The following is a 19,414-nucleotide window of genomic DNA, read 5'->3' on the forward strand; positions in this document are numbered from 1 at the left end:
CCACAAAGGCGCACAGGGCGCTCGCGCCCCTCGGTTAGAAAGGTCGACCGCATGTCCAGCAGCACTGCAGCATTCGGCTCCAGCGTCCTGGGGTATCCGCGCATCGGGCCGCGCCGTGAGCTCAAGCGCGCCCTCGAGTCCTACTGGCACGGCACTTCGGACAAGGACGCACTTCTCGCGGTCGCCAAGGAACTCCAGGAATCGACCTGGAGCGAATTGGCTGCGACGGGATTGAGCCAGGTTCCCGGCAACACCTTCTCCTTCTACGATCACGTGCTCGACAATGCGCTGCTCTTCGGCGCAGTGCCGGAGCGGTTCAAGCCGCTCGAGGGCGCCCTCGAGCCGCTCGATTTCTACTTCACGATGGCCCGCGGCCGCCCGGACTTCCCGCCTCTCGAGCTGGTGCGCTTCTTCGGTACGAACTACTACTACCGTCAGCCCGAGATCGACGCGAACACAGTGTTCTCGCTCAACTCGGATGCACTTCTCGACGAGTTCGAACGTGCGAAGGCGCGCGGCATCGAATTGCGCCCCGTCATCATGGGGCCCGTCTCGCTGCTTCTGCTTTCGAAGGTCGGACCTGCCACCGAGAAGTCCGATCCGAACTTCACCCCGCTCGACCTGTTGGACGCGCTCCTGCCCGAGTACGAGAAGCTCTTCGAGCAGCTCGCCAAGGCCGGTGCGACCTGTGTTCAGTTGGACGAGCCTTCGGTCACCGAGGACCGCACCCCCGAGGAGCTAGCCGCTCTGGGACGTGCGTACGAGAAGCTTTCGACGGCCCCGCTGCGCCCGCGCCTGTTGGTGACGGGTCCGTACGGCAAGTTCGGCGAAGCCCTCAACATCTTGGCGCCCACCAAGATCGAAGCCTTCGGTCTGGACCTGGTGCACGGCAAGATCACGGCCGAGGAACTGGCCGCGGTGCCGAACATCAAGCGCAAGCGCATCTACGCGGGCGTCGTCGACGGTCGCAACGTCTGGCGCGTCGACCGGTTCAACACCTTGACGTACCTGAACGAACTCAAAGACGTTGTGCCTGACCTCGTCGTCTCCACGTCGTCGTCGCTGCTGCACGTGCCGTACGACGTGCTCTCCGAGTACGACATTCCGGGAGACGTCGCAGACCGTCTGGCTTTTGCGAAGCAGAAGGTCGGCGAAGTCGTCTCACTGGCGAAGGCGCTCACCGAAGGTCCTTCGGACAAGTGGCGTAAGCGTCCGACGAAGGTGCACTTCAAGCTCAAGCACGCTGTCCGTGCTCGGGTGAACGCGATCAAGCCCGAAGATCGTGTGCGTGCACCGTACGAGGAGCGTCGTAAGGCTCAGCAGGAACGGTTGAATCTGCCGTTGGTGCCGGCCCAGACACTGGGTTCGTTCCCGCAGACCGACGCGATTCGCCAGGCTCGTTACGAACTCGGCCAGGGGCGTTTGGAGTGGGACGACTACTACAAGCGCATCCAGGAAGAGATCGAGCGCACAATCCGTCTGCAAGAGGACATCGGTCTCGATGTTTTCGTGCACGGCGAGCACGAGCGCAACGACATGGTCCAGTACTTCGCCGAACTGCTCGAGGGCTATGCCTTCACGCACAACGGTTGGGTTCAGGCCTACGGATCTCGTTGCACGCGTCCGCCGATTCTCTACGGCGACATCGCACGTCCGAAGCCGATGACGGTCGAGTGGATCGCGTACGCGCAGTCGCTGACCGACAAGCCGGTCAAGGGCATGCTGACGGGTCCGGTCACCATGATCGCCCGTTCGTTCGTTCGCCAGGATCAGCCGCTCTACGAAACGGCAGAGCAACTGGCACTTGTCATTCGAGACGAAATCGCGGATCTCGAAGCTGCCGGAATCGCCATCATCCAGGTGGACGAACCGGCAATTCGTGAACTGCTGCCACTGCGTGAGGACGGCCGGGAGGCCTACCTGGAGTGGGCCGTCGACGCGTTCCGTCTGGCAACAGGTGGAGCGAAGCCGGAAACACAGATCCACACACATTTGACGTACTCCGCTCGGTCGTCGGTGGTCGACGCCATCGAACGGTTGGACGCCGATGTGACGGCTATCGTCGCGACCCGCTCCATCACGTGGGTTCTCGAAGCACTCAAGGAAGGCGCGCTCACGCACGGCGTCGGCCCCGGTGTCTACGAATCTCGCTCGGCTCGGATTCCCGACATCGACGAACTCGACGAATTGCTCACTGAGGCAAGCGAATCGATCTCTCTCGATCGCTTGTGGGCAAACCCGGACGGCGGCCTCAAGACCCGCCATCCGTGGCAACTCGAGCCTTCGCTGCGCAATATGGTTGCGGCCGCGAGGCGCCTGCGTCGTCGGGCCGAGCAAGCCGAGCGCGACGCCGGGTAAGTCACGTAAAGAACAAGTCATGGAGGGGCCTGCGAGTTGCAGGTCCCTCCATGCACGGGTAGGCATGTGTGCATGGTTACTGCTGCTGCTTATGCCGCGACGTCCGCTGACGGTCCCCTCGAGAAGACCACTGTCGAACGCCGCGAGCTCGGTCCACTGGACATTCTCATCGACATCAAATTTGCCGGCATCTGCCATTCCGACATCCACACCGCTCGCAACGAGTGGGGCGGAGCCAAGTACCCGATCGTCCCCGGACACGAAATCGCCGGCGTCGTCGCCGCCGTGGGGTCCGATGTCACCAAGCACAAGGTCGGCGACCGCGTGGGCGTCGGCTGCTTCGTCGACTCGTGCGGGGAGTGCGACGCCTGCACCGCCGGTGAAGAGCAGTACTGCCGCAAGGGTGTGACGGGTACGTACAACGCCACCGGCCGCGACGGCGAGCGCACTCAGGGTGGCTACTCGACGCACATCGTCGTCACCGAGCACTTCGTGCTCTCGATCCCGGAGGGCATCGAACTCGACGTTGCAGCGCCGCTCCTGTGCGCGGGCATCACCTTGTACTCACCGCTGCGGCACTGGAATGCCGGCCCCGGCAAGAAGGTCGCCATCATCGGGTTCGGCGGCCTCGGTCACGTCGGTGTGAAGATCGCCAAGGCGCTCGGCGCGGAAGTCACCGTCCTGAGCCAGACGCTCGGCAAGAAGGAAGACGGCCTTCGTCTCGGTGCCGATCACTACTACGCGACCAACGACCGTGAGACGTTCAAGGCTCTTCGCGGCGAGTTCGACCTGATCCTCAACACGGTCTCGGTCAACCTCGACATCGACGCCTACATGTCCTTGCTCGCCATCAACGGCACTCTCGTCGAACTCGGCCTGCCCGAGAAGCCGATCGAAGTTCGAGCATTCTCGCTCGCCGCAAACCGTCGTAGCCTCGCCGGCTCCATGGTCGGCGGTATCCCGCAGACACAGGAGATGCTCGACTTCTGCGCCGAGCACGGCATCGGCGCAGAAATCGAACTGATCCCGGCGAGCGACATCAACGACGCTTACGAGCGCGTGATCAAGAGCGACGTCCGATACCGATTCGTGATCGACACCGCAACGATCTGACCCGCCCGGTCCTGCTCAGTCGAATTGTTCGCGGAGCTCAGTCGAGTTGCTCGCGAAGATTACTCAATGTCTTCGCGAGCAACCTCGACACGTGCATCTGGGACACACCGACTTTCTCGGCGATCTGTGTCTGCGTCAGATTTCCGAAGAATCTGAGCATCAACACCGTCCGCTCTCGCTCGGGCAGCTTGTCGAGAAGCGGACGCAACGCCTCGTGATTCTCGACGTTCTCGAGTGCTGCGTCGTAGTCACCGAGTGTTTCCACGAGCGGGAGATCGTCGGTGTGATTGGACGCGGCACCGTCGACCGAGACCGTCTGATACGCGTTGCCGGCGATCAAGGCCTGGGCAACTTCTTCGCGTTCGATCCCCAACGTCTCGGCCAACTCGTCGACGGTCGGCGCGTGCCCGAGCTGTTGTGACAGCTCGCTGATGGCCTGCCCGAGTTGGAAGTGCAACTCCTTCATCCGGCGGGGAACCCGCAATGCCCAACCGGTGTCGCGGAAGTGTCGTCGAACCTCGCCCATCACGGTGGGAACTGCGAACGAGACGAAATCGGATCCGCGCGTGGAATCGAAACGGTCGACGGCGTTGACCAGACCGAGACGCGCCACCTGAACCAGATCGTCGTGTGCCTCGCCACGACCGTCGAATCGTCTGGCGATGTGCTCGGCCAACGGTAGGCATCTGGTGATGAGTGCAGTGCGCACTCGTTCGTACTCCGGGCTGTGGGGCTCGAGGGTCCGCAGTTCCTCGAAAACTGGTATTACGTCCCGATATTCGTCGGTGGACCGCCGACGCGGGCGTGACGGGCCGTCTGCGGAAGCGGTCACAGGCGCCCGCTGAGGGCCTTGGTGAACTTCATGGTGGTGATGTAGCCGACGCCGCCGAGGTTCTCTTCCTGGTCGAGCGAAATCGAATCGGTGAGTTCGGTGAGGATGTGCCACCCGAACGAACGCTGACTGCTGTCCTCGTACTCCGTGGTCGTCGTGGACACGGACACGTGCAATTGCGGCGGCGTGAAGACGAACCGACACACCAGAACCGAATCAGGCGCAGCGCGAACGATCAGATGCGTACAGATTTCGTCCATGGCCAGTTTGATGTCGGCGATGGCGTCGAGGTCGAAGTTTTCCTGAATGGCAACGGTGGCGGCCAGTGCACGCAAAATCGACAGCTGATCGAGAGTCGCTTGAATCCTCAACTCCACAACTGGCTGAGTCTGATCCTGATCGGGCTCGAGTGCGCTGAGGTGTGCCATAAGTTCTCCGGATCGTCGTACCAGGGGTCGCGGTGAAGTCTGGTGCCGAGAACGATACCCATCCCGACCTTCACAGTGACCCCCGAACACGAAATTTGGTCGATGGTGGTGCCGGGGTAAACGACACGATTCTGCTCACGACCGTTGGCGATCGCAACATCGGATTACCTCGCGGAACCGCAGACCAAACCACATTTTTGTTCGGAACACCGAAACGAATGGTCGCAACGCACTTGTGACGTCCGTCATGCTGGCGTACTGTTTCAAACCGAGGTTGAGCACACAGCCGATGAGGGATTTATCCGTATTTCTGGAGACCCGTTCATCGTGCGTCTCCTTCGGAGGTCCCTTCTCTTTTGCAGAGTGTAAACCGTTGCGGGATGGGAGAACCATGACTGTTGTTCCAGGATCATCTATTTCAGGCTTTACGAACGCGGCGAAGGGATCGGTAGACTACGGACCTCCCGCGACCGGGACAGCGACCGCATCGTTTCACGCGCACCGCATCAGTGCACACACCGCTGTGATCAAAGTTCGTGGTGAGATCGATCTGATGAGCGCCAATGCTTTTCGTGACTTCTTGACGTACCACGTGGCCGCGGACCGGACGCTGGTCGTCGATCTATCCGAACTCCAATTCATGGGGACGTGCGGCTTGTCCGTACTGTCGGTCCTGTCGACGCGATCACGCGACGTGGGCGGCACACTCGCGCTCGTCTGCGCCCGCCCGGTGCAAAGGTTGCTCAAAGCAGCTGGTCAGGAGTCGATGTTTGCCTGCTACGAGTCGCTCGATCATGCAATCGGACTCGAAGAGACCCGACGTTTCCCCGCTTGATCACGCAGTTTCAGTCCAAGCTTCGCGAATTCAGTTTCGTAGAGCCCGTCAGCGTCAGTGCATTTCACTTCGGTGAGTGCCCTTGTGTTGGCGGGCTCTCGGCGGTGCTGTGACGCAGCGGCCGTAGGTGCGGACCACTTCGGTGGCGACGTGATCCCACGAATACGATTCGCACGCTCGGGCCCGGCTCTGCCGTGCAAACGCCGCGCCTTCATCCTCGTCGTCGAGAAGATGGCGGACTGCGCGCGCGGTTTCCACCGGGTTGTTGACCGGGACCCGACGCCCGGTGAGTCCGTCGATCACCGTATCCCGCAGTCCGCCAACAGGAGTCGCGACTACGGGAACTCCGCACGCCATTGCTTCCAGCGCCGCGATTCCGAACGGTTCGTATCGAGGGGTGCACACGAGGGCGTCGGCCGATCGCATCAGTTTCGGTAGTTGGCGGTGCGGAACCCGTCCCAACAATTGGACGCGATCTGCGACGCCGAGGCGCTCGGCGAGCTTGACCAAGCGGATCGCCACTTCGTCGGTGCTCAGCTGCGCGACGGGTGGCCCGCCGATCACCACCAACTCCGTATCCGGCAGCGAAGCCAGCGCGGCGACGGCAACATCGAAGCCCTTCTGCTCCACCAGTCTTCCGACGCAGATCAATCGATGCGGTGCGGTTTTCTTCGCGGCGGGTCCCTCCGGGGTGAATGCTTCGGTGTCCACGCCCGAGGGCACCATCGTGGTCCGTGATCGCGGTGATCCCTGCCGGACCAGATCGAAGATTTCGTCCGAACTGGTCGCGATGACATGGGTTGCGCCCCTGGCGATCAACGGTTCCAGGTGAGTCCGCTCCGAGGGGCTGTCGTCGGCTGCTCCGAGGTGGCGGTGCGCCGCAGATCCCAGGGAATGGAATGTCTGAAGTACGGGGATGCCGAGCGATCGGGTCGCGAGTTCCGTTGCCACACCGGACATCCAGAAGTGCGAGTGCACCACATCGGGTCGGTCGGTACTCCACTGAGTGCGCAGAATGCTGGCAAAGGTTCCCAGGTGAGGGAGGATGTCGGCATCCGGAAGAGCCTGCGTCGGGCCGGCCTCGAGATAGTCGACGGAGTACCCGGCGCGGGCGCGAACGCGGTCCGGCCCACCGACGTGGGCACGCCTGGTGAAGACGGTGACGTCGTGTCCGGCACGAACCAAGGCGGCAGACAGTTCGTCGACGTGCAGGTTCTGTGCACCGGCTGCCGAGCAGCCCACCGGTGCGAGTGGATCGGCGTTCACCGACACCATGGAGATCTTCAGCATTCGTCCGGGAGCCATAGCGGGCGAGTACTTCATCGGGTCCCCTCTCCACTTGATCGGTTCGTCTGGGGATACCCGGAGTCCGTGATCTGAACCGGGTTTCGACGCGGTCAGCGCTGGGCACATTCCAAACACGATGGCGAGGAGTGAGGTTCGATGACAGAACAAATGCTGGTCGACGCAACCGTCGGACTCGGGTTCGAGCGGTACGTACAACGGGTGGCGGTCGGTGTGGGGGCCGGCATCGAGCAGTGGTGTTGCAGGCGCGAGCACCCTCTGGAGGCTTACATCGCATTGGACCGAACTGTGCCGCGTTTCCCCGGGCGCGAGGTGGCTTTGCTGTGGGAGGAGACGTGCGGTTGGGCCCTGGCCGTGGAGACCAGATCAGGGGAGGACCTCATCGTTCTCGGATATCTGGGCGAACACGCAGTGCCGACCCCGGACGCCGTCGCCGATTTTGCCGCGACACTGGGCACGCGCAGCCCACACTGGGTCATGAACAGACCATTGGCGGATTCGGACGAGACCGCGCGAGAACTGCGGAGCTACTCCGGAAGTGCTTACGCCTGAACAGTATCGAGGTCCGATCGGCTCAGTTGACTACATCCAGGATGGGATCGAGAACCGGAGTCGCTGCAGCCTCGACGGCCGGATCGTCCATGAGCTTGAAAACGATGTGACCACCGAGCGCGCCACCGACACCGACCGCGGTGAGCCCCAGCACCGACAGCACTCGCGCCAGCGCGAGTGAGTCCTTTCCGCGTAGCCTGTACGACGCCGCAAAAGACCAGATCCCCACTGCATTCGACGCCGCGTGCACCAGCCCCACTCGGCGTGCGACGTCGCCACGTTCGGACCAGTCCAGCCATCCCGTCAGCAAAGCCGGCGGAGTCGAAACCAATCCGAGCCCGATCAGCCGTCGTGCAGTCTGCGGATCGCCTAGAACATCGAAGATCAACGAAGCCGTCCACGCGCCCGCGGGAATGGTCACGAGGGCAGGATGGATGGGATGCCCGACGGCGGCGCCGCGCAGAAGTGCCGCGACAGTGCGCGATCGGTCGGATCGCTCCGTGATCTCGAGGATTCTGCGCCTGAGGCCAGTGGACGGACCGTCCAGTCCGCGAGCGGATTCGATTCCGCGATAAAGAGTTCCGATGTCCATGTAATTCGGCTACCCGGCGTAGACGTCGGGAAACCTCGCGACGGCGGTGTCTTGTCGACCGTCATGCTCCGGCGTACGGTCGAAACGAAAGAGATCCGACCGGAGGAGCGAACGATGAAGCTCAATCTCTTTGCAGCGTGGGCGTCGTATTTCCTGGTGCTGGCCACAGTGGTCTGCCTCGGCAGTTTTCTGGTGGCGGCAGGTTCAGGCCAGGGTGGTTGGGCATTGATCGCCGGCCTCGCCGGCGTCGCGTGCATCGGCCTCGCGGTAGCCCTGTACGCCAGTACTGTGCGTCACGACCACAAAGTGCACCGCGAATCCCCACACCTGTTCTGATCAGGCCTGCTTCTGATCAAGACTGTGCGAGTCGTGCCTTCTCCGCCTCGATGTCGAAGTCGGCAGGGGGCCAGTCGAGATCGAGCTTTTCCAGAGCGTCGATCAGTAGCTCCGTGACCGCAATGCGGCTGTACCACTTCCGATCACACGGCACGACGTACCACGGCGCGTGCTCGGTCGACGTCTTGTCGAGCATTGCCTGATACGCCTGTTGATATGCAGGCCACAAACCGCGTTCGGTCACGTCGCCAGGGTTGTACTTCCAGTACTTGTCCGGGCGGTCGAGACGTTCTTCGAGTCGCTTCTTCTGCTCGTCGAGCGAGACGAACATCGCGACTTTCACGATGGTGGTTCCGGCGTCGACGAGTTCCTTTTCGAACTGGTTGATCTCGTCGTAGCGCTTGCTCCAGACATCCTCCGGGACAAGATCGTGGACGCGCACTACCAGGACGTCCTCGTAGTGGGAGCGATCGAACACACCGAGATAGCCGCCGCGGGGGAGTTCCTTCTTGATCCGCCAAAGGTAGTGATGTTGCTTTTCCTCTTCGGTCGGGACGCCGAAGGCCGCGTGCTGAACTCCCGAAGGATCCACGTGACCGATCACGTGTCGGACCATGCCGCCCTTGCCTGCGGTGTCCATTCCTTGCAGAACCAGCAGGACTGAACGACTGTCCCCGGACCGGCCGTTGGCGTACAGCAACTCCTGCAGGTCGGACAGAACCGCGCCGCGCTCCTCGAGCAGACGTTCGCCGTCAGCTTTGTTTCCGGTGAATCCCGGAGTGCTGTTGCGATCGAGTTGATCGAGTTCGAACCCGGGCTCCGCCCGCAGGGTCTTGGCGGCCGGTGTTTCCCACAGCGAGTCTTGTGCCATGCCGAAAGAGTGCCACAGGATCGCGCCCGGTGGCCCGAAAGTTCGGTCTCGGGCGAGTCAGTCCTCGGCAGGCTTGACGAGGGGATGCGGAACCGACTTGAACTTGGCCGGTGATCCGTTGACCGCAGCTATGCCGGTGATGCCGCCCCACGTCATCATCGTGAGGTAGTCGATCAGCGATTCCGCGGACATCGACTTGTTGGAGATCCACCAGTGCGTCGCGAGCTGAATTCCGCCCACGATCCCGAACGCCCACGGCAGCGAACCGCCGGAATCCATCTCCATCTCGCGAAGACGATTGCCCAACACCGTGGAGAGCAATTCGGCGATCATGCGCTCGGAATCGGCAACGACGTCGCGGTTGGCGCCGGCGCCGTTGGCCATGACGTAGAGGTAGATGTCGGGGTCGGATGCCACCGTCTCGACGTATGCGGTGATGCTCGCCTGGGTGAGTTCGAAATCGTCGAGATCGCCACTGATCGCTTCGTAGATACGCGGCGACAGGATGGTCTCGACGTACCGCATCATCGTGGCGGTGGTGAGGTCGCTCTTGTCGGCGAAGTATCGGTAGAGCACGGTCTTGGAGACACCGATCTCGGACGCGATCTCGTCCATGCCGATCTCACGGCCGCGCGCGCGGATGGCGGCGATGGTGCCGTCGACGAGTTCCTCGCGGCGAGCGATCTTGTGCTCACGCCAACGACGCTTACGACCGTCGGATTTCTCGGGCTTCGCATCAGCAACGACTGGGCCGTCTACCTGCTCGTTGTCCTGCACGGCATTCTTGGCCACGAGTCATCTCATATCTGTGGTGCGAGCCACGTCCGATCGGTCTACTTTCCGGTCCAGCTTAATGTCCGCGCCTTTATCTCGGGCACTCACATCCGCAGTTCGGGGGATTAGGTCCTGCAGAATCGGACTTCGTGTCGCTCGCGCTACGCCGCGTCACACCTTTCGGCACAATGGCGAGGGTGCAGCAACTGAGCCTCTCCGCCTTCGACGACGCCGCCAAGCGTCGGGACCTTCGCAAGATGAAGGTCTTCGCTACTGGCCTTCTGGGCTTCGCGACGGTGGTCTACATCTTCTGCCGGTGGCAGGAATCCCGCGGCGCCGGAGAGTGGGTCGGGTACGTCCGGGCCGCGTCCGAGGCAGGCATGGTCGGCGCGCTTGCCGACTGGTTTGCCGTCACCGCGCTCTTCCGTCATCCGATGGGCCTTCCCATCCCGCACACTGCCATCATCAAGCGTAAGAAAGACCAGCTCGGAGCCAGCCTGAGCTCATTCGTCGGTCAAAACTTCCTGGCTCCCGAGGTTGTGTCGGCCAAGGTGCAGCAGGCGCAGATTCCGCTGCGGCTCGGCACGTGGATGGCCGAACCTGCCAACGCCGCTCGCGTCGCCGCCGAGACGTCGACGGTCTTGCGTGGCATGGTCGAGGTTCTTCGCGACGAGGACATCGCCCAGATCATCGACAACACGATCGTGAAGCGTCTGGCCGAGCCCATGTGGGGACCGCCGATCGGCCGAGTGCTCGGTGAACTTCTCAAGGACAACAAGCAACTGCCGATCATCGAATTGCTTGCCGAGCGGGCACATCAGTGGGCTCTCGGCAGCCAGGAGACGATCGATCGTGTGATCGTTCGCGATTCGCCCGCGTGGTCGCCGAAGTTCGTCGACGCCATGCTGGGGGAGAAGATCTACAAGGAACTCGTCGAGTTCACCTGGAAGGTCCGTTCCAACCCCGAACACGAGGTACGCCTCGCCGCCAACCGCTTCCTGATCGACTTCGCCGATGATCTGCAGAACGACCCGGAGACCATCAAGAAGGCCGAGGGGATCAAGGCCGAGATCATGGGTCGCGAGGAAGTGACGGGTCTGGCGTCGTCGACATGGCAGGTTGCCAAGCGGCTCATCATGGAGTCCGTCGACGATCCGAACAGCACCCTGCGGACCAAGGTCGCCGAGAACGTCGCCGGCTTCGGAGTCAGGCTGCGTGACGACGAGTCCATGCGTGAGAAGGTCGACGGCTGGCTGGTGCAGGGCACCAAGTACATCGCGGAGAACTACACCGACGAGATCACTGGAGTCATCAGTGACACCGTCGAGCGGTGGGACGCCGACGAAGCGAGCCAGAAGATCGAGTTGCAGGTCGGTCGAGATCTTCAGTTCATCCGTATCAACGGCACCGTTGTGGGCTCGATCGCCGGACTGCTGATCTACACGATTTCGACGCTCATCTTCGGCTGAGCTGTCCGGTATGTGACGTCCACCACGAGTGCTAGCAGTAGTGCTTGCAATAGTTAGCACCCTCTCCTATCCTGGGAAATGTCCACTGGAAAGGGAGGACGCAATGCCAGCGAAGTCGACGAACTCCGATGACGGAGATCGTGAATCATCCGGTGCCGCAGCCGGAGCAAGCGACTTGGCAGCTCGCGTCGTCAGCTCTGCGGCACACGACATCGGGGGGTTCATTCGTGCACAGCGGGAAGCCGCCCAAGTTTCGATGCGCCAACTCGCTCAACTCGCCGGCGTCAGCAATCCGTATCTGAGTCAGATCGAACGCGGATTGCGCAAACCGTCGGCGGACGTACTGGCGCAAATCGCCAAGGGCCTTCGAGTCTCATCAGAAGTGCTGTACGTCCAAGCGGGATATCTCGAGCAACGCCCGCACAGTCCCATCAGGGACGCGGTGTTGGCCGAGACGGCCATCAACGAACGGCAGAAGCAAGTACTGCTCGAAATCTACGACTCGTTCTGTCGCGAGAACGAGTCGTCAAGACCAGCCGCAGCGCCCGATTTCGCTGAATCGGCCGCAATTCCAGACACCGAGACTTCACTAGGAGAACAAGATGACTGACAAGAACGCCATCGACAGCGTCAAGACCTCGCTCTACGCCGCCGTCGGCGCAGGCGACCTGGTTGTCCAGGCCGTGGCCGATGTAGTTGCTCAGGTTCGTGAGCGCGCCGAGAACACCCAGGGCGATGTCAACGGCCGTGTCGACGGTGCTCGCGAGAAGCTCGCTTCCGTCCAGGGTGACGTTGCCGAGAGCGTCGATGCGCTGCGCGAGCGTCTCGCCGGCCTGCCGTCCGAGCTGCCCGAAGAGCTCGCCGAGCTGCGCGAGAAGTTCTCACCCGAGGAACTCCGCAAGGTCGCCGAGGCATACCTCAAGGTTGCCGGAGATCTGTACAACTCCCTCGCAGAACGTGGCGAAGACGCAGTCGAGCGCATCCGCAAGCAGCCCGCAGTCGAAGAAGGCATCGCTGCTGCAGAGTCGGCACTCGGCGACGCCGTCGAGCTGACCGAAGACGCACTCGGAACCGTTGCTCGTCAGACGCGCGCCGTAGGCGAGCAGGCTGCCAAGCTGGCCGGCCGCGCTGCCGGACGCATCTCCGACACCGCAGAAGAGGTCGGCGAGAAGATCTCTGACGCCGGTGAGAAGATCGCCGACGCAGGCGACGAGGCTGCACTGAAGGTCCTCGACCTCGGTGACCAGGCTGACGAGGCTTCCAAGGAAGCTGCCGCTCGCGTGACCGCTGCTGCTTCCGACGTCCAGGAGCGCGCGACCACCGCCGCGAAGAAGGCCGCTCCGGCCAAGGCTGCACCCGCCAAGGCTGCTCCGGCCAAGGCCACCGCACCGGCTCCGGCCAAGAAGGCTGCTCCGGCCAAGAAGGCCTGATTTGCCCAGCTCCACCTGACGAAGGCTCCCGCGCTCAGCCGAGTGTGGGAGCCTTCGTGTTCGTCGGGAACCGGATGAGAACTTAGGATGTAGTTGTGACTCAAGTCGATGGGCTAGTCGGTCTGATCTTTCTCGCACTCAAAGTGCTCGCATTGGTGGGTGCTGTCTACGCGATCGTTCATGCCGTCAGGCAGCGTCCTGACGCTTTCACCGCGGTCAACAAATTGACCAAGCCGATCTGGCTGGGAATTCTGATCGTCGCGGCGTTGATCCTCTTGGCGACGTCCCCTGTCGGGCTCCTGGGCATCATCGCGGTCGTTGCAGTGTGCGTGTATCTCGTCGACGTTCGCCCGCGGGTGGACGACATTCAGCACGGCGGTTCTCGCTGGTAGTTTGCCGCACTCCCGCTCATTCCGAGCCGTGGTTCCCGGCTCATGGTGTGCTGCCCCACTCTTCTCTCCAACGCTGACAACGGGCGTTGTTCGAGTGATAGTGTCGGTTAACGGCAGTCACACATAGATTGCATCCGTCTGTCGTCAGCAGCAGTCAGGGGTAAATGCATGTCCAGTCGTTCGCGCACCACAGAGCTTCGAGTACTGGCAGGCGCCGTCGGAGTGGGAGCACTCGTCGCGGCCGTCGCTGGGATCCGTCATCGGCGATCCACGCGTGGGTTGACTCTTTCGAGCGACGTCGAGCCCAATGCACTCCTGAAGACTCCGACTCTCAAAGCTGACATCAGCGAACTGACCACCGACGACGGTGCGATCATCAATGTCCGGGCTTACGGTCCCGTCGACGGCGATCCGATCGTTCTCAGTCACGGCTGGACGTGCTCCACCGAATTCTGGTACCCGCAGGTCAATGCGCTTGCCGGCGAATATCGCGTCATCACCTACGATCAGCGCGGTCATGGCCGCAGCACCGTCGGCAATCTTCCGCTCGGCCCGGACGTCCTTGCCGACGATCTCTCTGCAGTGCTGGCGGCCACGGTTCGCGAGGACAAGAAGGCCGTCATCGTCGGTCACAGCATGGGCGGGATGAGCATCATCGCCTGGGCGGGTCGTCACCCCGACGAGGTCAAGAAGTACGCGTCGGCGGTCATGCTCGCGAGCACCGCGAGCGAAAGGTTGATCGCCGAGACCACGGTCATCCCACTGCCCAATCGTTTCCCTCGCGTGCCGGTCCCCGTGGGCCGCGCCATCCTCAGTTCGCCCGTTCCGTTCGTCTCCTCGGGCGCCATGACGAAGGCGATCCAGTACGTCTCGATGTCACCGAACGCGACCAAGGCCGAGATTCAGTTCTGCGAGAACATCGTTCGTGAGTGCAAGCCCCGCATCCGTGGAGGTTGGGGAGCAGCGCTGAGCACCCTCGACATTCACGAGGGACTCGACAATCTCGAAGTGCCGACCACCGTGCTCGTCGGTTCGCTCGATCGGCTCACTCCGCCGGTCCATGCGCGCAAGCTTGCGCAGGTCCTCGACGACGCCGGCAACCTCGAACGGTTGATCGTGTTGCCGGGCGTCGGTCACATGTCGTCGATCGAGAACATCGACGAGTTCGACAAGGAAATCGTGCGACTGCGCAATCTCTAGCGCAACGCAGCTCTAGCTGAAGACGACCGTCTTGCGCCCGTGGACCAGCACACGATCCTCGAGGTGCCAGCGCAGTCCGCGGGAGAGTACGAGCTTTTCGATGTCTCGACCCTGACGGACCATGTCGGCGACATCGTCGGCGTGGTCCACACGGATCACGTCCTGCTCGATGATCGGACCGGCATCGAGTTCGGCGGTCACGTAGTGGCAGGTGGCGCCGATCAACTTCACGCCGCGGGCGAAAGCCTGGTGATAGGGGCGGGCACCGATGAACGACGGCAAGAAGCTGTGGTGGATGTTGATCGCGCGCCCGGCCCAGTGCTCGCACAGTGATTCGGGCAGCACCTGCATGAATCGGGCAAGCACCACGGCGTCGGGATTGTGAGCGTCGACCAGGGCGCGGACCTTCTCGAAGGACGGTCCCCGTTCTGCCGGGTCCTTGGCGAACGGAACATGGTGGAAGTCGATCCCGTGGCGCTCGGTGACACTGCGCAGATCTTCGTGGTTTCCGATGACGGCGCTGATTTCTGCCGGGAGTTCCCCGCCCGCGGCGCGGCCAAGGAGGTCATGCAAGCAGTGACCTTCCTTGCTCACGAGCAACACGATCTTCTTGGGTGCGCCGGAGTCGTGAAGAGTCCACTCGGTTTCCGGACCGATCTCGGCCGCAACAGCTTTGAACCGTTCACGAAGCTCGTCGATGCTCATGCTCACCGACGATGCACGGACCGCCTGACGCGTGAAGAACCATCCGGTGTCGGCATCGGCGTGGTATGCAGCCTCCACGATCCATCCACCGACGTCGGTGAGAAAGGTCGAGATGCGTGCGACGATGCCCGTGGTGTCGGGGCAGCCGAGGGACAGAACATAGCGACGATCATCGATCGATGGTGCAGCGGTCATGCGGCCTAGTCTCTCAGGTGCGGCTGCAGCGACGGTCGCGTGGTGGTGTGCCAAGCTTTCCAACATGTCTGAAGCTGCACTCACTCGTTCCCAGGTTGCCGCGATGGTGGACCACACTCTCCTCAAACCCGAAGCCACCGCGGCCGATGTGACCGCCCTGATCGACGAAGCACGCAGCCTCGGTGTGCTGGCTGTCTGCGTCTCGCCGTCGATGTTGCCGATTCGCGCCGAGGGACTTGTGACGGCGGCCGTCGTCGGATTCCCGTCGGGGAAACATCATTCGCTGGTCAAGGGTGCTGAAGCGCGACTGGCCGTCGATCAAGGCGCAGCCGAGATCGACATGGTCATCGACGTAGGAGCGGCGGTCGCCGGCGACTACAGCGCGGTGTTGGCCGATATCCTCACCGTCCGCGAGGCGATGGGGGAGAGTGCGATCCTCAAAGTGATCCTCGAAACCGCAGCGCTGTCCGACGAGGCCATCGTCGAATGTTGCCGCGCAGCTGTGCATGCCGGGGCGAACTTCGTCAAGACCTCGACCGGCTTCCACCCCGCGGGTGGAGCGACGGTTGAGGCCGTCGCACTGATGGCGCAGACGGTCGGCCCGGGCGTGGGAGTCAAGGCCAGTGGCGGAATACGTACGACGCAGGCAGCGCTCGACATGATCGCGGCCGGCGCCACCCGCCTCGGACTATCCGGAAGTCGAGCAGTATTGGACGGTCTGGCCGACTAGGTCAGCAGGCCGCAGCTGTCCGGAACCGCCGAGGTGTTCTGGTTGTTCGCGTCGGCGACGGGCATGGCGTAAGCGCCGCCCTCCAACGAGATCTGGATAGCGTCGTCGGTGACGATCAGCTTCGTGGGCTTCATGTCCAGCGGGTAGGTCTGCAGGCTGTCGGTGAGTGTCTGGACGATGCCGTCGACCAGATCGGTCGGCAGACCCAATCCGAGAATCTCGGCGCCGACGGTCTGGACGTCGACCACACCGTTGGTGACGGTGGGCTTGACCGTGAGCTTCGCGAGCCCGACCGGACCGACGTCGAACGCGAGTGTGCCGGCGCTCGAGTCGGCGGTGACGCCGGAGACGAGCCCGCCGAAGGTCTGTTCCTGCAAGGTGGCGAGAATGCCTGCGGTAGACCAGGTGACGTCGGCGCTGGAGCTGCCGATGGTGCCGCTGTTGCCCGCCGAGGGCTGCAAGTTGATGTCGTTCACCTTCGCGTGAACCTGCATTCCCGTTGCGGGGCCGAACGAAGAGTCGTCACTGTCGATGCTGATGTACGGCACCTTCTTGTCGACTGCCTGCAGGAGTACGGGCTTCCAGCTCAACCCGACGTCGACCTGGGATCCCAGTTCGCTCTGGAACTGATCGGCCATGCAGGTCTTCACCTGGTTGCGTACGTACAGTTCTCCACCGACGAGCGCCGCGACGAGTACGGCGATCACCACGAGAAGGATGATGAGCACTCGGTTGCGCGGACGAGGGTTGTTCGCTGCGACAGTCATTCGCCAGATTCTTCCCGACGAGTCTGAACGAACTCTGTGAATACGCACTTCCTCATTCCTGTGATGCGCGACACACTCGCCCGTAGTCTGTTCGAAACGGCGTTTTCGACGGTCACCGGAGGTGGTCATGGCTTCGGACTACGAATCACTCGAGTTGCTGGCGCTGCGACAGTGCGGATTTGTCACGGCTCTCCAGGCATCCGAACTGGGTTTCGGTCTGGCGTTGATGGAAGAAATGACGGAATCCGGAACATGGACATGTGAGTGCCGCGGGCTTTTTCGCCTCGAACGCGTCAGACATACCGCCTTGGACGAGTTCGCGAAGTGGTGCACGTGGTTCGCCGGTAGCGCCACCGTCTCGCACTACAGTGCCGCAGATCTGCATGGCCTCGGGCACCTGCAACCTCGCTTCATTCACCTCTCCGTTGCGCACCCTCTCGCGGCGCCGACCCGCCAGGTAGCGCTGCACCGACTGCCGCTCGCGGACGACGAGTGTGAACAGATCGGGCCCATCCGCATCACCACGCCTTTGCGTACCGTGCACGACCTCGCTTCCGGTGGAATTTCTCAAGTCCTGCTCAACGAAGTAGTCGCCGATGCGGTCGCGATAGGTCGACTGGACGCGCACGAGCTGTATCTCTCGTGTGAGAACGCGAGCGTCGACGTTGCTGTTCGGGTCGAGTTGGCTCTGGCCGCAAGCCTGTAGCCGAGAGAGATCTTCGAGGCTCCTGCGACCTTCTGGCATCACGCCCGAAATCGAATATGACGCCGATATCAGAGATTTGTAAATCGCTATTTTCGGGCGACTGTTTTGTCTTTAGCGCAGGTAAGAACGCATCCAGATGTGCGGTTCGGGACGTTCAGCCCACTGTTATTGCAGTTCGGCGATGTCGCCGATGAACTAAATCTGCGAAAAGCGTAGTTACTTTACAGTCAATGGGATAACGTCACGGCATCGAAAGCAGACGGACGCTTGTCCTGGACGCCTGTCTGCCCCGTTGTCGAGAGGGATCTGGATGTCCGTGAGTGGTGTTCGTCGTGTTGTCGGTGGGTTGAGTGTTTTTGCTGTTTCTGCGGGCTTCGCGGTGGTTGCGGGCGTCGGGGTTGCTGGTGCGGCTCCGGTGACGGCGGAGTTCAATTCGAGTGGTTACAAGATCACACGAACGATCAGTAACGCGACGCCGTCGGAAGGTGATGTGATCACCTCTACGACAGTGTTCAAGCGGACCGACTTTGTGGTCAATTACCTCTACGCGGTTCGGGATTTTCATCCGTCGTGCATGACGTATGTCGAGGGCTCGGCGAAGGTGAACGGGAAGGCCTATTCCCCGGAAACGCCGGTGAGCGCTGATTCTGTGCGTGTGAGCGCGAGCATCACGGATTGGCCGTTGTATCAGAACAATACGAAGTCGTTCGAGTTTCAGTATCGGGTCGGCGCAGGATGTGAGCGCGGGACCGATCTGGCAAGCACAGTGCATTTCGACGGTTCGGCTTGGGTGAATGACACGACAAATGGTCGTGGTCCTTCGGTCAACATTCAGAAGAACGTCTCGACGACAGCACTTGCGCCCGTCGGTGGCGCTCAGGTGGGGCAACCGGTGACGCTGAGCGCGACGGTGACCGGTGGTGCCGACGGTGATTCGGTGGAGTTCTTCGACGCCGCCACCAAGATTGGTGCGGGTACCCTCGCCAATGGTGTTGCAACACTTGCCTGGACACCGACCACCCGTGGAGACCACTCGATCACAGCGAAGTTCGCCGACACGGCGCGTGCCGTCGGCTCCGCTTCGGCAGCGCTGATCGTGAACGTTTCGCAGGCCGATGCTCAGTCCAGCACGACTCTGGCGCCGATCTCGGGCGCGCAGGTCGGCAAGTCGACCAATCTCAAAGCGACTGTGTCCGCGTCGGGCACCGGTGGAACGGTCACGTTCAAGGTCGGCGGAACGGTGCTCGCTTCGGTGCCGGTGGCAGGCAACGGTGAAGCGACCTATGCCTGGGTTCCGACGGTCGCCGGTGCACAGACGGTGGAAGCCGTATTCGCCGGTCGATCCGGTGTCACCGGGTCGAGTACCACCGCGAATGTGACAGTCGCCGAACAGCCCGCCGGAACAACAAGCTCCACAACAGATCTCAGCGTAGTAGCGGGCCAGGTCGGCGTTGCCCAGACGATCTCCGCTCAAATCAGCCCCGCCAATGCGGGTGGCACAGTCACCTTCAAGGACGGCGAGACCGTCATCGGCACGGCCACGGTCGATTCATCCGGAAAGGCCAGCCTTTCGTGGAAGCCCGCAACTCAAGGGCAGCGAGTTGTCGCGGCGGAGTACTCGGGCGCCGGCACGGTGACGGCATCGTCCGATCAGGTCTCCGTCCAGATCGCCGCACCCGTCGACGGTGAAGAACCAGGCAACGGCACCGGTTCGCTCGGCAGCCTCGGCAACATCTTCGGCTCCTAGCAATCGATACCCGGTGATGCCCCGCCCGCTTCAGGTGGTGGGGCATCACCCATATCCCTCACTTCTCGAGAAGGAAA

General features: G+C 62.3%; 21 protein-coding genes. 13 read left to right on the forward strand and 8 right to left on the reverse strand.

Annotated features, from left to right (window positions below):
• Positions 1-51: 51 nt before the first annotated feature.
• The gene (metE, locus tag KTR60_RS07870) at positions 52-2,358 is read left to right on the forward strand and encodes a 5-methyltetrahydropteroyltriglutamate--homocysteine S-methyltransferase (RefSeq protein ID WP_003941510.1); all 2,307 of its coding nucleotides are present in this window, start codon (positions 52-54) and stop codon (positions 2,356-2,358) included.
• 72 nt (positions 2,359-2,430) lie between these two features.
• The gene (locus KTR60_RS07875; protein WP_042452947.1) at positions 2,431-3,471 is read left to right on the forward strand and encodes an NAD(P)-dependent alcohol dehydrogenase; all 1,041 of its coding nucleotides are present in this window, start codon (positions 2,431-2,433) and stop codon (positions 3,469-3,471) included.
• 37 nt (positions 3,472-3,508) lie between these two features.
• Here KTR60_RS07875 and KTR60_RS07880 read toward each other — a convergent pair whose 3' ends face one another.
• Positions 3,509-4,303, reverse strand: coding sequence for an RNA polymerase sigma factor SigF (locus KTR60_RS07880; RefSeq protein WP_003941515.1), 795 nt, complete (start codon positions 4,301-4,303; stop codon positions 3,509-3,511).
• Positions 4,300-4,731 (reverse strand): ATP-binding protein, encoded by a 432-nt coding sequence (locus KTR60_RS07885; protein WP_003941553.1) that lies wholly within the window; start codon positions 4,729-4,731, stop codon positions 4,300-4,302. Before KTR60_RS07885 ends, KTR60_RS07880 begins: the two co-directional genes overlap by 4 nt.
• A gap of 391 nt (positions 4,732-5,122) precedes the next feature.
• Between KTR60_RS07885 and KTR60_RS07890 the strand changes: the two genes are divergently transcribed.
• Positions 5,123-5,566, forward strand: coding sequence for an STAS domain-containing protein (locus KTR60_RS07890; RefSeq protein ID WP_228402021.1), 444 nt, complete (start codon positions 5,123-5,125; stop codon positions 5,564-5,566).
• 54 nt (positions 5,567-5,620) lie between these two features.
• Here KTR60_RS07890 and KTR60_RS07895 read toward each other — a convergent pair whose 3' ends face one another.
• Positions 5,621-6,889 carry a glycosyltransferase gene (locus KTR60_RS07895; protein ID WP_228402022.1) on the reverse strand — a complete coding sequence of 423 codons (1,269 nt, stop codon included), beginning with the start codon at positions 6,887-6,889 and terminating at the stop codon, positions 5,621-5,623.
• A gap of 120 nt (positions 6,890-7,009) precedes the next feature.
• Between KTR60_RS07895 and KTR60_RS07900 the strand changes: the two genes are divergently transcribed.
• A complete protein-coding gene (locus tag KTR60_RS07900; protein WP_003941464.1) occupies positions 7,010-7,423 on the forward strand; it encodes a DUF6292 family protein in 414 nt (137 codons plus the stop codon).
• A gap of 22 nt (positions 7,424-7,445) precedes the next feature.
• Here KTR60_RS07900 and KTR60_RS07905 read toward each other — a convergent pair whose 3' ends face one another.
• The gene (locus tag KTR60_RS07905; protein WP_007735369.1) at positions 7,446-8,015 is read right to left on the reverse strand and encodes a DUF2231 domain-containing protein; all 570 of its coding nucleotides are present in this window, start codon (positions 8,013-8,015) and stop codon (positions 7,446-7,448) included.
• A 114-nt stretch (positions 8,016-8,129) separates the two neighbouring features.
• On the opposite strand from KTR60_RS07905, the gene KTR60_RS07910 reads away from it, so the two are divergent.
• On the forward strand, positions 8,130-8,351 hold the full coding sequence (locus KTR60_RS07910; protein ID WP_039973486.1) for a hypothetical protein: 222 nt from the start codon (positions 8,130-8,132) through the stop codon (positions 8,349-8,351).
• A gap of 16 nt (positions 8,352-8,367) precedes the next feature.
• Here the strand turns inward: KTR60_RS07910 and KTR60_RS07915 are convergent, their stop codons facing one another.
• Together KTR60_RS07915 and KTR60_RS07920 are read right to left on the reverse strand one after the other, a co-directional pair.
• Entirely contained in the window at positions 8,368-9,222 is an 855-nt protein-coding gene (locus tag KTR60_RS07915; RefSeq protein WP_054827968.1) for a polyphosphate kinase 2 family protein, read from the reverse strand.
• Positions 9,223-9,279: 57 nt separating this feature from the next.
• Positions 9,280-10,014 carry a TetR/AcrR family transcriptional regulator gene (locus KTR60_RS07920; protein ID WP_003941527.1) on the reverse strand — a complete coding sequence of 245 codons (735 nt, stop codon included), beginning with the start codon at positions 10,012-10,014 and terminating at the stop codon, positions 9,280-9,282.
• Positions 10,015-10,184: 170 nt separating this feature from the next.
• Here KTR60_RS07920 and KTR60_RS07925 point away from each other — a divergent pair, with 170 nt between their 5' ends.
• The 5 genes from KTR60_RS07925 to KTR60_RS07945 all read left to right on the forward strand — a co-directional run bounded on the left by KTR60_RS07925 (position 10,185) and on the right by KTR60_RS07945 (position 14,487).
• A complete protein-coding gene (locus KTR60_RS07925; RefSeq protein WP_020968906.1) occupies positions 10,185-11,465 on the forward strand; it encodes a DUF445 domain-containing protein in 1,281 nt (426 codons plus the stop codon).
• A gap of 103 nt (positions 11,466-11,568) precedes the next feature.
• Entirely contained in the window at positions 11,569-12,075 is a 507-nt protein-coding gene (locus tag KTR60_RS07930; RefSeq protein ID WP_003941483.1) for a helix-turn-helix domain-containing protein, read from the forward strand.
• The gene (locus KTR60_RS07935; RefSeq protein WP_003941552.1) at positions 12,068-12,895 is read left to right on the forward strand and encodes a heparin-binding hemagglutinin; all 828 of its coding nucleotides are present in this window, start codon (positions 12,068-12,070) and stop codon (positions 12,893-12,895) included. The genes KTR60_RS07930 and KTR60_RS07935 overlap by 8 nt, the downstream gene beginning before the upstream one ends.
• A 95-nt stretch (positions 12,896-12,990) precedes the next feature.
• Entirely contained in the window at positions 12,991-13,287 is a 297-nt protein-coding gene (locus KTR60_RS07940) for a DUF2516 family protein (protein ID WP_003941505.1), read from the forward strand.
• Positions 13,288-13,455: 168 nt separating this feature from the next.
• Complete coding sequence (locus tag KTR60_RS07945) at positions 13,456-14,487, forward strand: alpha/beta fold hydrolase (protein ID WP_021333908.1); 1,032 nt, start codon at positions 13,456-13,458, stop codon at positions 14,485-14,487.
• A gap of 12 nt (positions 14,488-14,499) precedes the next feature.
• Here the strand turns inward: KTR60_RS07945 and purU are convergent, their stop codons facing one another.
• The gene (gene purU, locus KTR60_RS07950; RefSeq protein ID WP_003941509.1) at positions 14,500-15,387 is read right to left on the reverse strand and encodes a formyltetrahydrofolate deformylase; all 888 of its coding nucleotides are present in this window, start codon (positions 15,385-15,387) and stop codon (positions 14,500-14,502) included.
• 64 nt (positions 15,388-15,451) lie between these two features.
• On the opposite strand from purU, the gene deoC reads away from it, so the two are divergent.
• Positions 15,452-16,117, forward strand: a complete 666-nt coding sequence (deoC, locus tag KTR60_RS07955) for a deoxyribose-phosphate aldolase (RefSeq protein WP_007735361.1) — start codon at positions 15,452-15,454, stop codon at positions 16,115-16,117.
• On the opposite strand, the gene KTR60_RS07960 is transcribed toward deoC, so the two are convergent.
• On the reverse strand, positions 16,114-16,884 hold the full coding sequence (locus tag KTR60_RS07960) for a DUF2993 domain-containing protein (protein ID WP_228402023.1): 771 nt from the start codon (positions 16,882-16,884) through the stop codon (positions 16,114-16,116). The two genes, deoC and KTR60_RS07960, sit on opposite strands and share 4 nt — an antisense overlap.
• Before the next feature lie 127 nt (positions 16,885-17,011).
• Here KTR60_RS07960 and KTR60_RS07965 point away from each other — a divergent pair, with 127 nt between their 5' ends.
• Both KTR60_RS07965 and KTR60_RS07970 read left to right on the forward strand, forming a co-directional pair.
• A complete protein-coding gene (locus KTR60_RS07965; protein ID WP_003941523.1) occupies positions 17,012-17,590 on the forward strand; it encodes a type IV toxin-antitoxin system AbiEi family antitoxin domain-containing protein in 579 nt (192 codons plus the stop codon).
• Between the two features lie 310 nt (positions 17,591-17,900).
• Complete coding sequence (locus KTR60_RS07970) at positions 17,901-19,337, forward strand: Ig-like domain-containing protein (RefSeq protein ID WP_042923274.1); 1,437 nt, start codon at positions 17,901-17,903, stop codon at positions 19,335-19,337.
• The last annotated feature ends 77 nt before the right edge of the window (positions 19,338-19,414 follow it).

Origin of the sequence: Rhodococcus sp. C1 (assembly GCF_020809065.1) — a bacterium.
GTDB classification, from domain to species: Bacteria; Actinomycetota; Actinomycetes; order Mycobacteriales; family Mycobacteriaceae; genus Rhodococcus_F; species Rhodococcus_F qingshengii.

Bases quoted from the DNA above. Each gene is read 5' to 3' on its own strand.
- metE (WP_003941510.1), top strand. From the start codon at position 52: ATGTCCAGCAGCACTGCAGCATTCGGCTCCAGCGTCCTGGGGTATCCG.
- KTR60_RS07875 (WP_042452947.1), top strand. From the start codon at position 2,431: ATGGTTACTGCTGCTGCTTATGCCGCGACGTCCGCTGACGGTCCCCTC.
- KTR60_RS07885 (WP_003941553.1), bottom strand. From the start codon at position 4,731: ATGGCACACCTCAGCGCACTCGAGCCCGATCAGGATCAGACTCAGCCA.
- KTR60_RS07890 (WP_228402021.1), top strand. From the start codon at position 5,123: ATGACTGTTGTTCCAGGATCATCTATTTCAGGCTTTACGAACGCGGCG.
- KTR60_RS07895 (WP_228402022.1), bottom strand. From the start codon at position 6,889: ATGAAGTACTCGCCCGCTATGGCTCCCGGACGAATGCTGAAGATCTCC.
- KTR60_RS07900 (WP_003941464.1), top strand. From the start codon at position 7,010: ATGACAGAACAAATGCTGGTCGACGCAACCGTCGGACTCGGGTTCGAG.
- KTR60_RS07905 (WP_007735369.1), bottom strand. From the start codon at position 8,015: ATGGACATCGGAACTCTTTATCGCGGAATCGAATCCGCTCGCGGACTG.
- KTR60_RS07910 (WP_039973486.1), top strand. From the start codon at position 8,130: ATGAAGCTCAATCTCTTTGCAGCGTGGGCGTCGTATTTCCTGGTGCTG.
- KTR60_RS07915 (WP_054827968.1), bottom strand. From the start codon at position 9,222: ATGGCACAAGACTCGCTGTGGGAAACACCGGCCGCCAAGACCCTGCGG.
- KTR60_RS07925 (WP_020968906.1), top strand. From the start codon at position 10,185: ATGGCGAGGGTGCAGCAACTGAGCCTCTCCGCCTTCGACGACGCCGCC.
- KTR60_RS07930 (WP_003941483.1), top strand. From the start codon at position 11,569: ATGCCAGCGAAGTCGACGAACTCCGATGACGGAGATCGTGAATCATCC.
- KTR60_RS07935 (WP_003941552.1), top strand. From the start codon at position 12,068: ATGACTGACAAGAACGCCATCGACAGCGTCAAGACCTCGCTCTACGCC.
- KTR60_RS07945 (WP_021333908.1), top strand. From the start codon at position 13,456: ATGTCCAGTCGTTCGCGCACCACAGAGCTTCGAGTACTGGCAGGCGCC.
- purU (WP_003941509.1), bottom strand. From the start codon at position 15,387: ATGACCGCTGCACCATCGATCGATGATCGTCGCTATGTTCTGTCCCTC.
- deoC (WP_007735361.1), top strand. From the start codon at position 15,452: ATGTCTGAAGCTGCACTCACTCGTTCCCAGGTTGCCGCGATGGTGGAC.
- KTR60_RS07960 (WP_228402023.1), bottom strand. From the start codon at position 16,884: ATGACTGTCGCAGCGAACAACCCTCGTCCGCGCAACCGAGTGCTCATC.
- KTR60_RS07965 (WP_003941523.1), top strand. From the start codon at position 17,012: ATGGCTTCGGACTACGAATCACTCGAGTTGCTGGCGCTGCGACAGTGC.
- KTR60_RS07970 (WP_042923274.1), top strand. From the start codon at position 17,901: ATGTCCGTGAGTGGTGTTCGTCGTGTTGTCGGTGGGTTGAGTGTTTTT.